This is a genomic window from Streptomyces prunicolor, assembly GCF_045162825.1.
Taxonomy (GTDB): domain Bacteria; phylum Actinomycetota; class Actinomycetes; order Streptomycetales; family Streptomycetaceae; genus Streptomyces; species Streptomyces prunicolor.
This window is the reverse complement of the sequence record NZ_CP108676.1, coordinates 1,979,601-1,995,294: the sequence shown is the minus strand read 5'-3', so window position 1 is coordinate 1,995,294 and position 15,694 is coordinate 1,979,601. Positions and strand designations below refer to the sequence as shown.

14 protein-coding genes and 2 tRNA genes are annotated in these 15,694 nt (G+C 69.3%); 12 read left to right on the top strand and 4 right to left on the bottom strand.

Annotated features, from left to right (window positions below; genetic code table 11):
- The first annotated feature begins 24 nt into the window (after positions 1-24).
- Positions 25-474, top strand: a complete 450-nt coding sequence (locus OG588_RS08905; protein WP_405946806.1) for a hypothetical protein — start codon at positions 25-27, stop codon at positions 472-474.
- A gap of 237 nt (positions 475-711) precedes the next feature.
- Positions 712-864, top strand: a complete 153-nt coding sequence (locus OG588_RS08900; RefSeq protein WP_019059824.1) for a hypothetical protein — start codon at positions 712-714, stop codon at positions 862-864.
- 83 nt (positions 865-947) lie between these two features.
- Here OG588_RS08900 and OG588_RS08895 read toward each other — a convergent pair whose 3' ends face one another.
- Together OG588_RS08895 and OG588_RS08890 are read right to left on the bottom strand one after the other, a co-directional pair.
- Positions 948-1,508: a CGNR zinc finger domain-containing protein gene (locus OG588_RS08895; RefSeq protein ID WP_365308071.1), complete on the bottom strand. Its 561-nt coding sequence runs from the start codon at positions 1,506-1,508 to the stop codon at positions 948-950.
- Positions 1,509-1,830: 322 nt separating this feature from the next.
- Positions 1,831-2,244, bottom strand: a complete 414-nt coding sequence (locus tag OG588_RS08890) for an SsgA family sporulation/cell division regulator (protein WP_004002642.1) — start codon at positions 2,242-2,244, stop codon at positions 1,831-1,833.
- A gap of 191 nt (positions 2,245-2,435) precedes the next feature.
- Between OG588_RS08890 and OG588_RS08885 the strand changes: the two genes are divergently transcribed.
- The 7 genes from OG588_RS08885 (at position 2,436) to OG588_RS08855 (ending at position 9,972) form a co-directional block, all read left to right on the top strand.
- Entirely contained in the window at positions 2,436-2,912 is a 477-nt protein-coding gene (locus OG588_RS08885; RefSeq protein ID WP_405946805.1) for a TIGR02611 family protein, read from the top strand.
- Positions 2,913-2,989: 77 nt separating this feature from the next.
- Positions 2,990-3,061 (top strand) — tRNA-Val (locus tag OG588_RS08880).
- Positions 3,062-3,405: 344 nt separating this feature from the next.
- Positions 3,406-4,692, top strand: a complete 1,287-nt coding sequence (locus OG588_RS08875) for an ABC transporter substrate-binding protein (RefSeq protein ID WP_405946804.1) — start codon at positions 3,406-3,408, stop codon at positions 4,690-4,692.
- Positions 4,692-5,660, top strand: a complete 969-nt coding sequence (locus OG588_RS08870; protein ID WP_405946803.1) for a carbohydrate ABC transporter permease — start codon at positions 4,692-4,694, stop codon at positions 5,658-5,660. Before OG588_RS08875 ends, OG588_RS08870 begins: the two co-directional genes overlap by 1 nt.
- Positions 5,657-6,532 carry a carbohydrate ABC transporter permease gene (locus OG588_RS08865; protein WP_405946802.1) on the top strand — a complete coding sequence of 292 codons (876 nt, stop codon included), beginning with the start codon at positions 5,657-5,659 and terminating at the stop codon, positions 6,530-6,532. The genes OG588_RS08870 and OG588_RS08865 overlap by 4 nt, the downstream gene beginning before the upstream one ends.
- A gap of 4 nt (positions 6,533-6,536) precedes the next feature.
- On the top strand, positions 6,537-7,127 hold the full coding sequence (locus tag OG588_RS08860) for a hypothetical protein (protein WP_405946801.1): 591 nt from the start codon (positions 6,537-6,539) through the stop codon (positions 7,125-7,127).
- Positions 7,128-7,236: 109 nt separating this feature from the next.
- The gene (locus OG588_RS08855; RefSeq protein ID WP_405946800.1) at positions 7,237-9,972 is read left to right on the top strand and encodes a Tat pathway signal sequence domain protein; all 2,736 of its coding nucleotides are present in this window, start codon (positions 7,237-7,239) and stop codon (positions 9,970-9,972) included.
- Between the two features lie 7 nt (positions 9,973-9,979).
- On the opposite strand, the gene OG588_RS08850 is transcribed toward OG588_RS08855, so the two are convergent.
- Positions 9,980-12,391 carry an SCO7613 C-terminal domain-containing membrane protein gene (locus OG588_RS08850; protein ID WP_405946799.1) on the bottom strand — a complete coding sequence of 804 codons (2,412 nt, stop codon included), beginning with the start codon at positions 12,389-12,391 and terminating at the stop codon, positions 9,980-9,982.
- A gap of 66 nt (positions 12,392-12,457) precedes the next feature.
- Here OG588_RS08850 and OG588_RS08845 point away from each other — a divergent pair, with 66 nt between their 5' ends.
- From OG588_RS08845 to OG588_RS08835, 3 genes are all read left to right on the top strand, one after another.
- On the top strand, positions 12,458-12,904 hold the full coding sequence (locus OG588_RS08845; RefSeq protein ID WP_405946798.1) for an SRPBCC family protein: 447 nt from the start codon (positions 12,458-12,460) through the stop codon (positions 12,902-12,904).
- Between the two features lie 53 nt (positions 12,905-12,957).
- Positions 12,958-13,029 (top strand) — tRNA-Val (locus tag OG588_RS08840).
- A gap of 165 nt (positions 13,030-13,194) precedes the next feature.
- A complete protein-coding gene (locus OG588_RS08835; RefSeq protein ID WP_405946797.1) occupies positions 13,195-14,928 on the top strand; it encodes a DUF2207 domain-containing protein in 1,734 nt (577 codons plus the stop codon).
- 33 nt (positions 14,929-14,961) lie between these two features.
- Here OG588_RS08835 and OG588_RS08830 read toward each other — a convergent pair whose 3' ends face one another.
- Entirely contained in the window at positions 14,962-15,687 is a 726-nt protein-coding gene (locus OG588_RS08830) for a 3'-5' exonuclease (RefSeq protein WP_405946796.1), read from the bottom strand.
- Between the last annotated feature and the right edge of the window lie 7 nt (positions 15,688-15,694).

Below are 15,694 nucleotides of genomic sequence, written 5' to 3'. Positions count from 1 at the left end.
CCCGAACGACGCCTGGAGGACCGGATGATTGCCGAGACCGTCTGTTCCGCCGTTTCCGCGGCCGGCCTGGGCATCGCGGCGGTCACGGCGTACCGCAAGCGTTTTCTCTCCGCCGCCCGGATCGCCGCGTACTCGCTGGTGCCGGTCGGCCTGGTGATGACCGGGGTCGTCGGCTGGGCGGCCGACACCGCGTTCAGTCCTACGGCCTGGGCGGGCTTCGTGGTGCTGGGCGGCGCCTGGCTGCTCTTCACGGGCACGCGTGCCGTGGAGCGCCGTCGTGGCGGTGGCGGCACCCGCAAGGAACGCAAGGCGGCCCGTGGCTCCACGCAGACCGACGCGGTGGCTCCGGCCGCCTCTGCCCCCTCCCTGGGACCGGCCAAGCGCCCGGCGACCCGGCCGGCGGCAGCGCCCCGCGCGCAGAGCGAGGACGACTTCAGCGACATCGAGGCCATCCTGAAGAAGCGCGGCATATGAAGACGTGCGGCGGATGAAGGCGCGTGGCGGATGAAGATGCTCGGCGTCTGAAGAAGCACGGCATATGACGGCCGGACCGGACCGCGACTGAAACGACACAGAGTGAGCCAGGTCGGCCGGTAAGCGTTCAGGACTCGACGCGACCCGAAACGGACATCACGGAATTCGGCGAACTCCCGCTCATACCGGGCGTGTTGATCGCGCCGAGGGTCCCGCCTACGTCATCATCGCCGCGAGATGCTGGACACGACACAGAGCGACGCCGCGCCGCCGAAGGACGAGCCGCGCGGGTGCCTTTTCGCCCTTTCCCAGCCACCGCTGATGATCTTCCTTGCGGTGATCGGGTGTCTGCTGCTCATGGCCTCGCTGCACGACCTGCTGATGCTGTGAGCTGTACTCGTGGTCCCCGACGTCACCCGCCGGGGGCCACGAACTCATCGATCCCTTCGTGCCGTGCCGGACCGTGCTGCGCGTCAGCCCGCCGCTTCCTTGCGCCGCGCCCGGTACGCGGCCACGTGCAGCCGGTTCCCGCAGGTCCGGCTGTCGCAGTACCTGCGGGAGCGGTTCCGGGAGAGGTCGACGAAGGCGCGTCGGCAGTCGGGGGCCTCGCAGCGGCGCAGCCGCTCCTCCTCGCCGGCCACCACGAAGAACGCGAGCGCCATCCCGCAGTCGGCGGCGAGATGGTCGGCGACCGAGGCGCCGGGCGCGAAGTAGTGCACATGCCAGTCGTAGCCGTCGTGGTCCGTGAGCCGGGGTGTGGTGCCCGCGGCGGCGACCAGGTCGTTGATCAGCCCGGCGGCGGTCCGGGGGTCCGGGGCCGAGAAGACCGCGGTGAACCGGCCGCGGATCTTGCGCACGGCGGAGAGGTCGAACTCCGACAGCACCCCGACATCGCTGATCTCGTGGTTTCGTACGAAATCCGCGAGCAGCGCGACATCCTGCAGTCCGTCCGGCGCCGTGGCGTCCTCCGGTGCGGTGTTCACCAGATCGACCACGGTGTCGAGGGCGCACCGGGTGTCGTGGGTGATCAGCACGTTTCGCTCCCTGGCCTGGGGGTCGGGCGGGCGCCCGCCGATGCTGGCCGATGGTAGTGGCTTCCCGGAGGGGCCCCATGCCTCTATGAACGGCATCGCGCCCCGCACGGTTCCCCGGAGCGAGGAGACCGCTCCCGTACGGCACCACGGAGCGTCGCGCGGTCGGGAGCACGGAAGGTCGCGCGACCGGGTGCCACGCGCACCGGCGCCGCCCCCGCGACGAATCGCGGCGACGGCGCCGGTGTATGCCCTATGCGGTTGTCTGTGCCCGAGCCGTCTCCCCGAGTTCGGACGGCGCCGGGCGGCTTGGTGGGACCTCGCGTTAGCTCTCCGCCAGGATGTGCGACAGCTCCTGATCCAGGTCGAAGTGCCGATGCTCCGTGCCAGGTGGCACGGCGGCGTCCGTCCGCTTCAGGAAGGACTCCAGGGCCCGCGCGGGAGCCTCCAGCAGGGCTTCGCCCTCGGGAGAACTCAGTGCGATGCAGACGACGCCCTGACCGTGACTACGGGATGGCCAGACACGGACGTCGCCGGTACCGGTGGGCCGGTGGAGGCCCTCCGCGAGAAGGTCGCGGGCGAACACCCACTCGACGGTCTCCTCGGCTCCGGTGTGGAAGGTGGCGTGCACGGCGTAGGGGTCGGCCGTGTCGTACCTCAGGCCTGCGGGGACAGGCAGGGATGACTCGCTCGACACAACGAGGCGCAGGTGCAGCTCGCAGCTGACCGTGGTGTTCATAAGCGCCAGGGCCTTTCGCTCAGTGTGCGCTCGGGGATTCGCACGTCGGCGAAATCGACATGCCACCTACGGTGCCGTTGTAAACCCCTCTGAGTGTTTTGCGTGCCTTTACGTAACTCTTCCGGCCGAGAGCTCGATCGCCCTGTGGGGCCATTCCGGTGACTGGTTTCCCTCGGGTAGGGTTTGTCCGTATGAATACGGGGAGTGACGAACCGGGCGAGGTCGCCGTGGCATCGGACGGGGCGGCCGGCGAGACGCCGGACGAGACGAGATCGGACGGGGCGCGGGACGGGCAAGGACTCGGTTCCAAGGCGCCGGAATTCATCAAGGCGCGCCGTGCGCTGCATCTGAGCTGGCAGGTCGGCGTCTTCGTCATCGGCCTCGCGGTGGTCGTCGCCGGCATCATCATGCTGCCGCTGCCGGGACCCGGCTGGTTCGTGATCTTCGGCGGTATGGCGATCTGGGCGACCGAGTTCATCTGGGCCCAGTTGGTGCTCCGCTGGACGAAGCGCAAGGTGACCGAGGCGGCACAGCGCGCGCTCGACCCCGCCGTACGCCGCCGCAACATCGTCCTGACCTCGATCGGCCTGGTGATCGTGATCGCCCTGGTCGCCGTCTACCTCTGGAAGTTCGGCGTCGTGATGCCCTGGAAGATCAAGGACCAGTGACCCGCTGACGGCGTCCGGGTGCCTTCCCGTGCTGGTCGGGGCACCCGCTGACATGGGGTAATGTTCTCCGTGCGCCCGGGCGATTAGCTCAGTGGGAGAGCGCTTCGTTCACACCGAAGAGGTCACTGGTTCGAACCCAGTATCGCCCACCCGGACCGACGGCCCGCCTGTGATCACAGGCGGGCCGTCGGCGTTCGCGCACCGAACGCGGCGTGGTCGACTCCCCACCGTCCAGGCGATTTTCGGCCGCTCGGCGTCCAGGCGCGACAGGCCGCTTCCTGTTCGGCCGGCCGGTCGCGCGCGCCTCACCTGCGGTGTCCGTCCCGTTGCTCCGGCAACTTGCCCGGCGCCGCCGTCGTAGCGCTCAGCCGGTTCACAAGAAAATCCTGTCCGAATCATTGACGCACCCCGAGGGCCTCCGTACCTTGTGCCAGCAAGCGCTTACTTGAAACGATTCATGCAGGTGGCAACGACGCTACGGGGAGGGCCCATCATGGGAACCCGCACGAATGTGGAGAGGCGTACGGTCCTGAAGGCCGCCGGGGTCTCGGCGGCGACGCTGGGGCTGGCCGCGACGGGATGCGGTGGCAACGACGGCACGTCCGCGGACGGGAATGTGACGATCCGTTACTCGTGGTGGGGTGCCGAGGAGCGGGCGAAAAAGATCAATCAGTCCATCGCGCTCTTCGAGAAGAAGTATCCGAAGATCAAGGTGAAGACGGACTTTCAGGACTATCCCTCTTTCTGGGAGAAGTTCCAGACACAGGCCGCGGGCGGAAATCCACCGGACGTATTCCAGAACGCCGTCGGATTTCTTCGGAAGTACGACAAGAGAGGCGTCCTGCTCGATCTCGGATCACAGATCGACGCGGGAAATCTGAGCCTCGATCACTTCCGCGCGGGCGTCGTGAAGGTGGGCCAGGTCGACGGAAAGCAACTCGGTGTTCCGGTCGGTTCGAACACCATGGCGCTGGTCATCGACAAGAAGGTCTACGCGAAGGCGGGCGTCGACCCCACCGCGGGCTGGACCTGGGACGAGTACTTCAAGGCCCTCAAGACGATCCACGACAAGACCGAAGTCCCCGGGGACACCGGCTACTTCAGCATCATGTACCTGTACGACCTCTACCTCCGGCAGAACGGCAAGGCGTTCTTCACCAAGGACGGTCTCGGTTTCGAGCAGTCGGATCTGACGGAGTGGTGGACGGACGGCTACGGCCGGGTCAAGGCCGGGATCGTCACCTCCCCGAAGGTCGTCGCCCAGGACACCCCCAAGTCCTCGCTCTCGGCCGGTCACGGCGCCTCGGAATTCACCTGGGACAACTTCACCGTCCGCTACACGGCGGAGGGCACCAGCGACTACGGCCTCGCGCCGATCCCCACCACCGACGGCAAGGACACCGGCCAGTACCTCGCCTCCCTGATGCTCAGCGGCTCCGCGCGCACCAAGCACCCGAAGGAAGTCGCCCAGTTCATCGACTTCATGGTCCACGACCCCGCGGTCGGCAAGATCATGGGCTACGACCGGGGCATCCTCGCGACCACCGACCAGTACGACGCGTTCAAGCCGACCGACGTCGTCCAGAAGGAGATCGCCCAGTACGAGGTGGACACCGCCAAGGCGGGTGTCCTCGGGACGATCACCCCGCACCCGTCCGGCGCCGACACCGCCGAGTCCGCCTTCCTCCGCATCGGCGGGGACATGGCGCTGGGCAAGACCAAGGTCGCCGACGCGGTGAAGCAGTTCTTCTCCGAGGCGCAGGCCGCCTTCTCCGCCTGATGGGAACCGCCGTGACGCTCGTCGACGACGCTCCGCCCGACACCCGGCAGCTCCGCTCCGCCACCCCCGCCGCCAAGAAGCGGCGGGGGCGCCGGGAGAACCTCGCCGGCTACCTCTTCATGTCCCCGTGGATCGCCGGCTTCCTGCTGCTGACCGCGGGCCCGATGGTCGCCTCCCTCTACTTCGCGTTCACCGACTACAACCTCTTCGACAGCCCGAAGTGGATCGGCTTCGACAACTTCACCCGGATGTTCGACGACCCCCGGTGGCAGAAGTCGGTCGAGGTGACGGCGAAATACGTCGTCATCGGCACCCCGCTGAAACTGCTGCTCGCCCTCGGCGTCGCCATGCTGCTCGCCCAGAGCCGCCGCGGCCAGGCCCTGTACCGGGCAGCCTTCTACGCCCCCTCGCTCATCGGCGCGAGCGTCTCGATCGGCTTCGTCTGGCGGACGCTGTTCTCCGACGGCGCCGTGGTGGACCGTACCCAGTCGTTGTTCGGCTCCCATGTCGGCGGCTGGGTCGGCGACCCCGACTGGATCCTCTACTCCCTCGTCGCGCTCACCGTCTGGCAGTTCGGCGCACCGATGGTCATCTTCCTCGCCGGGCTCAAGCAGGTGCCGAGGGAGCTGTACGAGGCCGCCGCGATGGACGGGGCCGGGCCCTTCCGCCGGTTCTGGAACATCACGCTGCCGATGATCTCTCCGGTGCTGTTCTTCAACGTGCTGCTGGAGACCATCCACTCCTTCCAGATCTTCGGCTCCGCGTACGTCGTCTCCAACTCCCAGTGCGGACCGGCCGACGCCACCCTCGTCTACACCTGTTACCTCTACCAACAGGGCTTCAAGAACGCCCAGATGGGCTTCGCGTCCGCGATGGCCTGGATGCTGCTGCTCGCCGTGGCGCTCGTGACGGCCGTCCTCTTCTGGTCGCAGAAGAAGTGGGTGCACTACGAGGAGGGCGCGCGATGAGTGTCGGCACCGTCTCGAAATCCCCGGGTCTGGGGCGCAAGCGCACCGGCTCGCTCGTCTGGCACGTCGGGGCGCTGGCCGTGCTCGGCGTCGTCCTGTACCCGGTCGTCTGGGTGATCGGCGCCTCGTTCAAGCCGAGCAAGGACGTCATCAACAGCCTGCAACTCTTCCCCGGGCACCCGATCCTCGCCAACTTCAAGGGCCTGGCCAAGGGCATCGCCGACATCTCGATCTGGACCTTCTTCCAGAACTCCCTTTTCTACGCGCTCGGTTCGGTCGTCGGCATCCTCATCTCCTGCTCCCTGACGGCCTACGCCTTCGCCCGTATCCGGTTCGCGGGCCGCAACCTGCTCTTCTCCCTCATGATCGGCACGCTCCTGCTGCCGTACCATGTGCTGCTGATCCCGCAGTACGTGATGTTCCAGAAGCTCCAACTGGTCAACACCTACGTCCCGTTGCTGATCGGCAAGTACCTGGCGACCGAGGCCTTCTTCGTCTTCCTCATGGTGCAGTTCATGCGCAACCTGCCGAAGGAACTGGACGAGGCCGCCCGGCTCGACGGCTGCGGGCATCTGCGCATCTACTGGTCGATCGTGCTGCCGCTGTGCCGGCCCGCGCTCATCACCAGCGCGATCTTCACTTTCATCAACGCCTGGAACGACTTCATGGGCCCGCTGATCTACCTCAACGAGCCCGGCAAATACACCGTTTCACTGGGCCTGATGATGTTCCGCGACTCCGACGGCGTGGCCGCGAACTACGGCGGCATGATCGCCATGTCCCTCGTCGCGCTGCTGCCGGTGCTGCTGTTCTTCCTCGCCTTCCAGCGGTACCTGATCGACGGTATGGCGACCTCCGGACTGAAGGGCTGAGACGGTGGCCGAAGCACAAGTGAAGGCACGCAGGGAGTCGGTCTTCGCCGAGCGGTTCGGGGTCTTCGCCGAATGTCTGCTCACCGGAGTGTGGATCGCGGTCGCGTCGGCGGGAGTTGTCACGTACCCCGCCGCATTCGCCGCCGGGGCACGGCACTTGAGGCGCCGTACGGGTCATGTGGGCGGTGGCTGGCGGGAGTTCGTCGCGGACTTTCGGGTGGCGGTGCGCGGTGGGTGGGTCGTCGGGGTTGCCGGGTGGGGTGCGGCCGCCGCCGTATGGGTGGACGTCCAGGCCGTGCGCGCCGGTCTGCCGGGAGGACAACTCGTAGGTGCCGTCGGGGTGTTCGCGTTGCTCGGGATCGTGGTCGCCGGGATGCGCGCGGCGGCCGTCTGGGTGCCGGGGGACACCTGGCGGGCGCTGCTCGCCGCCGCCGGTCGCCGTACGGTGCTCGACCCCGCCGGTTCCTTCCTGCTCGTCGGCGGACTGGTCCTCGTCGGCTGTTCCGCCCTGCTCATCGCACCGTTGGCGGTCCCCGTGCTGGGGGCCGTGGCCGCGGCGGCCGTCGCCGTGGAGGAGCGGTACCGGCACCGCTGACGGGCGAAGTCGGCGGTGCTGTCCGGAGTGCCGCGCCTCTATCTGTCATGCCCCTGACCAGACGGACTTGAAGAAAGCTTCCCGCACGGAAAGGAAAGGTGGAAACGTCATGTCTCCCATTCCCCGTAGGTCCCTGCTCAAGGCGGCGGCCGTCGCCGGAGCCGCCGCGCAGTTCAGCTGGGTGCTCGGCGCGAAGGATGCCCAGGCCGCGCCGAGAGCCGCGACGGCCGACGCCGATCCGGTGACCCTCGACTGGCTGGAGGACGGCGGTCTCGGCGCCGCCCCCGGTTCGACGGTCGGGGTGCCGTGGCCGATGGGCACCTATCAGGAGGACCAGGCCTTCGCGCTGACGGACGCCGAGGGCGCGGCCGTGCCGGTACAGTCCTGGCCGATCGCCTACTGGCCCGACGGATCGCTCAAGTGGACGGCGCACGCGGTGAGTTCGGGTTCAGGCCGGCTCACCCTCATCGCCGGGGACACCGCCGCCCCCGCCAAGAAGGTCACCGTCGACAAGAGCGGCGGCACCATCGACGTGTCGACCGGCGTCATCACCGCGAAGATCGGCAAGAACGGCTCCACCCTCATCAAGTCGGTCACCCGGGGCGGCACGGAGATCGCGAAGAACGGCCGTCTCGTCCTCATCCGCCAGCCCGAGATCGAGGACGAGGACCAGGGCGCGGTGAAGACCGAGCGCTTCGACGGGGTGATCGGCGAGGTCACCGTCGAGCAGGACGGGCCGGTCCGTGCCGTCGTCCGTATCGACGGCAAACACCGTAAGGGCGGCCGGAGTTGGCTGCCGTTCTCGATCCGCCTCTACTTCTACGCGGGCGCCGACTCCTTCCGCATGGTGCACACGATCACCTTCGACGGCACGGTGGAACCGGGCAAGGCGAGCGGTGACTTCATCCGCGGGCTGGGGGTTCGCTTCACCGTACCGATGCGGGACGCGGCCTACGACCGCCACATCCGCATCGGCGGCGAAGGAACTGGCTTGCTCCGCGAGGCAGTTCAGGGCATCACCGGCCTGCGCCGCGACCCGGGCGCGACCGTCCAGGCGGCGCAGTACGCGGGCCAGAAGCTGGCCGACCCGTCGACCTGGGACCAGCGCGTCACGAGCCGCCTCCAGTACATCCCCAAGTGGGGCGACTACACCCTCGCCCAGCTCTCCGCCGACGGATTCACCCTCCGCAAGCGCACCACGAAGGGCTACGGCTGGATCCCCGCCGGCGGTGGCGGACACGCCTCCGGATTCGGGTACGTCGGCGGGGCGAGCGGCGGATTCTCCTTCGGGCTACGGGACTTCTGGGAGAAGTTCCCCGCGCAGCTCGACATCCGCGACGCCCACACCGACGAGGCCGAGGTCACCCTCTGGCTCTGGTCACCCGAGGCCCAGCCGATGGACCTGCGCTTCTACCACGACGGCATGGGCCAGGACACGTACGCCGAACAGCTCCAGGGCCTCGAAATCACCTACGAGGACTACGAACCCGAGTTCGGCACCCCGTACGGCATCGCCCGCACCTCCGAACTCCTCTTCTGGGCCAACGAGTCGACGCCGACGCCCGAGACTCTCGCCCAACAGGTCGACGCCGTACGGGTGTTGCCCCAACTCGCCGCCCCGCCGCAGCAGTTGGTCAAGTCCAAGGTGTTCGGCCCAGGCCTCTACTCCGAGCCCGACCGCTCCACCACCGCCAAGGCGAAGATCGAGGACCACCTCGACTTCCTCTTCACCTACTACAAGGACCAGGTGGCGCAACGCCGTTGGTACGGCTTCTGGGACTACGGCGACTTCATGCACTCGTACGACACCGTGCGCCACCAGTGGCGGTACGACATCGGCGGCTACGCCTGGGACAACTCCGAGCTGTCGCCGGACATCTGGCTCTGGTTCGCGTACATCCGCTCGGGGCGCTCGGACATCTTCCGGTTCGCCGAGGCGCTCACCCGGCACACCGGCGAGGTCGACGTCTACCACCTCGGCGAATGGGCCGGCCTGGGCACCCGGCACGGCGTCCAGCACTACGCCGACAGCGCCAAGCAGCAGCGCATCGCCAACACCACCTACCGGCGCTACTACTACTTCCTCACCGCCGACGAACGCGTCGGCGACCTCATGGCGGCGAACGTCGACTCCGACGAGACCTTCCTCGTCCTCGACCCGATCCGCAAGATCCGCACCGAGCCGTACACGCCCGACCGGCACGCCCTGTCGATCGGATTCGGTACGGACTGGAGCGGGTTGGTGTCCGCATGGCTCACCGAGTGGGAACGCAGGGGCCCGAAGTGGGAGAAGGCCAAGGCACGCGTTCTGTCGACGATGGAAACAATCGCCGCCCAGCCCAACGGATTTGTGCAGGGGAGCGGGCTGTACGACCTCGACACCGGCAAGTTCGCCGTCGCCACCGCGCCCGTCGTCTCCGTCTCGCACCTCTCGGCGGTCTTCGGCCTCAACGAGCTCTGCGCGGAGCTGATTCACCTGGTCGACATGCCCAAGTTCAAGGAGGTGTACATGGATTACTGCCGCTACTTCAACGCCTCCAAGACGGAACAGGCGGCCCGCTACGGCTCCAACTTCGGCACCCTGCTGCTCTTCCAGGGCCACTCACGCCTCGACGCCTACGCCGCCGTACAACTCGGCGACGCGACGCTCGCCAAGCGGGCGTGGACGAAGTTCTACAGCTCGGACGGGTATATGGAGTCCTCGCCGTGGAAGACCGAGCCGCTGACCGGACCGGTGACGCTCGTCCCGGGCAGCGAGGCCGCGTGGGTGTCCTCGAACGACACCGCGCTGTACGGCCTCGCCGCCATCGAGAACCTGGCGCTGCTCGGCGACAAGATGCCCTAGCGCAGGGCTAGTTCATCCTCCCCAGGACCTCCCGCACCCGTCGGGCGTCCCGGATCCGCTGCTCGTACGTCGCGCCGAGTGCGAGCAGCAGGGCTCCGGCGAGGGCGGGCGGCGCCCAGCGGGGGAGGGCGCCGATGGCCTGGGCGAGGTACGGGGCGAGTTCGTGCAGCGTGTCCAGTACGAGGGTGGCGCCGCCGAGGAGGAGCGGTGCCTGGAGGCGGTGCCTCGCGCCGATCAGTGTGACGGCCAGCGCGGCCGTGCCCAGCAGCAGCGGGCGGGTCCAGTGAGAATCGGCCCAGGCCGCAAGGAGGCTCGGCGCGAGGGTGGCGGCGAGCCCGGGGCCGTACGCCGTCCAGGACGAGGCGCTCGGATCGCGGCGCCTGCGCAACGCGCCCACCAGCAGCGCCGGGACGGTCACCGCCAGCGTGTACGCTTCGGGGCTGCCGAAGTCCCACGCGGACAGCCGTACCCAGGTGGCGAGGACGAAGAGGACAGCGGCCGCGTAGCCGACGGTCCTGCGCTCGGGCCGTAGCGCCGTGCCCGCCGCGATCACTCCGCACAGGGCCAACACCAGGGCCAGGATGGGCAGTTCAGCACCAGCGAGGCCGATCGCCAGCAGGCCCGCGACGGCGCCCGAGATCTCGACCACCAGCGTCGTCGCCGGATCGGTGAGGCGCGCGGCGAGCAGCGCGGCCGTTGCCGGTACGGCGAGCACCAGCAGCGCGATGTGCTGCGGCTGCCAGTCGAGGGCCGAACCCACCGCGCAGGCCAGGGCAGTTGCGTACCCCAGGGAGAAGCCGGCGGAGACCGGCGCGAGGCGCCCGCGCCAGGCCGCACCCGCCAACAGGGCGGTCAGTGAGGCGAGTACGGCGAGCGTGGCCGGTTCGGAGGCGAGGGAGAGGGCGGCGAGGACGAGGGAGGTGCCCAGGGCGAGGGCTGTGGCGATGCGGTGCGTGAGCGAGAGCAGGGCCACGACGATGAGACCGTCCACCAACAGGCCGATGGTGTAAGGAAGTTGCAGTCCGGTCGGGGTGATCATCGCCGTCATCCACGCCAGGGTCAGCGCTGCGGCCAGGGCCCGTGGCCGCCACGCGGTGCTGCGGACCGCGAGGGTCAACACCGCGGCGACCGCGACGAGTACCAGGGGAGCGGTGGTCTCGTGTGTGGGCCACGGGATGTCCATCGTCGCCGCGGCTCGCGCGTCGTCCGGCGCGCCGGACCAGATGTGGGAGACCCACGCGGCCGGACCGAACAGGGTGGTCACCACGACCGGTAGCGTCCACAGCAGCGCGATCCCCTGTACGGCGGCGGAGGCCCGGCCGAGACCGTGGCGCACCGGCTCGGGCAGTGAGCCCCGGACGAGCGCCAACAGGCCGATCCCGCACGCCAGATACCCCAGAACCGCCCACTCGGAGGGCAGCGGAACACGCAGCACGCCACCGAGCGCGGCGACCACGAGCAGGCCGCCCGTCGTGGCCGTACCCGTCCGCAGCCCCGGGCCCGGGACGAGCCACGCGGCGCCGAACGCGCCCGCGGCGGCGAGCATCAGGAGCGCCGTCGCCTGGGCGGCCGCGCCCGGACCGGCCGCCGACAGGGAGATCAGTCCAGCCGCCGGCACGCCCCAGCCGCCCATGCCGAACGCGCCGCCGACGGCGACGAAACGAACGGCCTTCAGGGAGACCCGGAGCGCGACCAGCATGTCGATCACGGCGGTCACCAGCACCGCCGCCGTGATCGTGTGGAGACCGCCACCGGCCGCGATCACCCAGAGAATCAGGGGGAGTTGGGCGAGTACGAGGGCGGCGGGGAGCGGGAGACGGAGGGCTGGCGAGTCCTGCGCGGAGGCCGGACTCGGGAGCGCCGCCGTGCCGATGCCGTACGCCGCCCACAACGCGGCCAGCAGTGTCGTCGCCGCTGCCGCGAACGTCGTGCCGTCCCCGTCCGGGAACGCGACCTCGTGCAGTGCGTAGGCGTCCAGCACCGTCAGGACGAGACCGAGGCCCGCGAGCGACTCGGCCGTGGAGCGCAGGCCCCGGCGCAGCAGCGCGACGGGTGCGCCGAGCGTCGCCAGGGTCACCGCGCCGAGCACCAGTGCCCGGCCCGCGATCCCCATGCTCCCCCAACTGACCAGCGTGAACGCGATCGCGGCGAGGGTGAGGAGGATGGCGCCGAGCAGGAGCAGTACGTTCTGGACGCTCGGTGCGGAGGCCTCCGGCCGGGGCGGTGCGGTGGGCGACGGCGTCACGGGCGCGGGCCGGGCCGGCTGGAGCACGGTCAGCAGCCAGGCGCGCCGGTGCAGCAACTGCGCGCGGCGGGCGTCGAGTTGGTGCAGCTCGGCGTCGAGGATCCGCAACTCGACGGCCGGGGGCGGGATGTGCGTCATGTCTCGGAGTGTGGTCGCGTGACCGCCGTACGGCATGAGCGCACGTACTCAAAACGTACTCAGGTACCGGGAGACGGACCTTCGAACGGGCAGACTCCCGCCATGGACTGGACCCATTACCGCTTCCGCGCCCGATGGTCCCTGCCCGTGCCGCCCGCCGTCGTGTACCCGGTCCTGGAGCGGGCCGAGGAATACCCGCGCTGGTGGCCGCAGGTGCGCGAGGTCGACCGGATCGACGACACGACCGGTGTCATCCGTATCCGCGCGAGCCTGCCTTACGCCCTGACCTTTACCGCGCGCGAAGTGCGGCGCGATCCGGGCGCCGGGGTGCTGGAGATCGCGATGACCGGTGACCTGGAGGGCTGGGCGCGCTGGACGCTCACGGCCGACGGCCCCGGCACGCTGGCCCGCTACGACCAGGAGGTCGACCTGAACCGGGCGCTGCTCAGGTGGTTCGCCGTACCCGGGCGGCCGGTGTTCCGTCTCAACCACGCGCTGATGATGCGGGCCGGACGGCGTGGGCTCCTCGCACACTTGGGCGCGGATTGACGGAAGCGGTTTGAAGGAAACCGGCGGGGGCCTGTATCGTTCGGTGCGTTCCCGGGCGATTAGCTCAGTGGGAGAGCGCTTCGTTCACACCGAAGAGGTCACTGGTTCGAACCCAGTATCGCCCACCGGGAAAGACCGGTCCGCATCAGCGGGCCGGTTTTTTCGTGTCCGGGCACGTCTTTGTGTCCGCTGTGCGTCTTGAGGGGGGCGTCATGAGTGGTGGGGAAGGCAGGAGACGGAGAAGCAGACGGGGGAGGGTGACTTCCCTGCGGCGGCGCCGAGTTCGGTCTTTGATCGTCGTAGTTGTCGTCCTGGTCGTGTTCGGCGGGGTCGCCGCCGTCGCGCAGGCCCTCTCGAACACGGAGCGGGTCACCTCGATGTGGGTCGGTGCCGAGATCCGCGCCGACGGGAGCGCCCGGATCACGGAGGTCATCGACTATGACTTCGGGCACTCGGGCTCAACGCACGGCATCTACCGCGACGTACCGGACGCGGACTTCTTCGCCGATGACGTCCGGGCCACCATGGACGGACACAAGGTCCCCTACGTGAGCACCTTCGGCGACTTGTACCGGGACGTGAACGGCAGGGAGTTCGTCGCCGACCGGCTCAAGGTGGGCGACCGCAACCGCACGGTGGGGGGAGTGCACCGTTATCGACTCCAGTACACGGTCCCCGACGTGGTGAAGGACGGCAAACTCGCCTGGGACGCCGTCGGCACCGGCTGGAAGGTCGACCGGGCCGACGTGGAGATCCACGTGGTGGACGCGCACGGGCTCACCGGTCTCCGCTGCGTGCGCGGGAGTTGGGACCACGGCAAGCCCTGTACGGCCCAGCAGGGCGAGCCGGGGCATCTCGTCGTCAAGCTCGACAAGCTCAGCGGCCATGAAGGCCTCACGCTGTACGCCACCGCCGCCAAGACCAAGGCCGTGAGCGCGGCGGCGCTGCCAACGGCGCCCACCGGCAAGGCCGTTGGCACCTCCCTCCCCCAACCGCTTTACAACAGCGGGCTGTTCCTCGCCGTCGGGCTCGTCTGCGTCGCGCTGACGCTGGGCACGCTGCGGTTCCTCGGGCGGGACCGGGTGCTGGAGGACGGCGGGCGGGTGCGGCGCGTCGAGATCGAGCGGCTCGCCCGGTCGGTCACTCCGTCCGCCACGCCTCCCGAGGATCTGACGCCGGCCCAGGGCGGCATCCTGCGCGTCGAGGCGGTGAAGGACCAGCACAAGGTGGCCTGGCTGCTCACCGCCGCGGCCGACGGGCATCTCGCCATCGAGGGGAGCGATCAACAGCCCGTGCTGAGGCGATGCGACACCACCGTGCAGCCGGTGAACCGCGAGGTGGACATACTGGACGAAATGTTCGTCGACCGCGACAGTCTGACCCTCGGTTCGCGCGACTACTGGTTCAAGGGGGGCTGGGAGCACCTCTCCTCGGAGCTGGAGCTCTGGCGCGGGGACACCGACCTGTGGGACAGGGCTCTCACGAGGTGGCTCCACAGGTGGGAATGGACCCGACCGGGCCTGCTGTTCCTCGGCTTCGTCCTGGTGATCACCGGCGGCATCCTCAACGGCCATCGCATCGCGGCCGGGCTTCTCGTCCTGCTGGTGGGTGCCGCTGTTGCCGGTCTCGGTCTCGCTGTGGTCGCCCGCGGCTGGGAACTGAACAGGCGCACTCCGCGCGGCACCACCCTCTGGCTCCAAGTCGAGGCGTTCCGGCGCTACTTGGCCGACCCCAGCACCTGTCCCGACGAGCTGCCCGTCGGACCGGAGGCGGATCGCTACGCGGCATGGGCGGTTGCCCTGGGGGTCGAATCCGCCTGGGAACAGGCCGTCGGTGCTTCGACCTCGGCGCCGAGAGCGGGGCGGCGTTTCTCGCCCGACCTCAGCAACGTACTGCTCGCCGCTGTCGTCGTCTCCGCGGCCAGCCCGGGCTCCAGTTCCGGTGGAGGTGGCTCCGGCGGTGGCGGTTCCTCCAGCGGCGGGGTCGGGGGCGGCGCCGGTGGTGGAGGCGGCGGCTCCTGGTGAGGTGCGGGGCGCCGGTGCCGGCGCCCCGTTCGGTCAGGCCGCCGCGTCCAACTCCGGGCGCAGCGGCCATGATTGGTCCACCGACTCCGGGGTGCCGCTGCGGGCGAACCACGCCTGGAGACCGCGTGCTTGGGCCGCGTGCCACGTCGACTGCAGGGTGTGCAGTTCGGCTGGGGACAGGCGCTCCAGGCGGGTCGCGAAGCGGCGGCCCAGGGCGCGGACCACCTCCAGGGACGCCAGCGCGTCCGCGCCCGCGTCGTGGGCGCCGTCCAGCGTGACGCCGTAGTGCGCGCACAGGTCGGTGAGGGTGCGGCGGCCCTTGCGGTAGCGGTCCAGGTGTTTGTCCAGGACCCGGGGGTCCAGCACCTGTAGCGTCGTCGACTCGAACCAGTGGTCCAGCGTGCACGCGCGGTGGCGGCGCAGCTCGCGGTCCAGCAGGGTCAGGTCGAACGGTGCGTTCATGACCACCAACGGGCGTCCCATCGCGGCCTGTTCGGCCAGCTCGTCGGCTATCTCGTGCATCACCGGCGCGGGCCAGCGGCCGTTGCGCTGAAGATGCTCATCCGTCAGTCCATGGATCGCCGTCGCCCCGGCGGGCACCGGCACCCCCGGATTCACCAGCCACCGGGCCACCCGGGGACGGGTGCCGGGGGCGTCCTGGACGACGATCGCGGCCGACACGATCCGGTCGGTCTCCACATCCACGCCCGTGGTCTCCGTGTCGAACGCGGCCAACGGGCCCTCGTACCAGCACGTCATACGTACA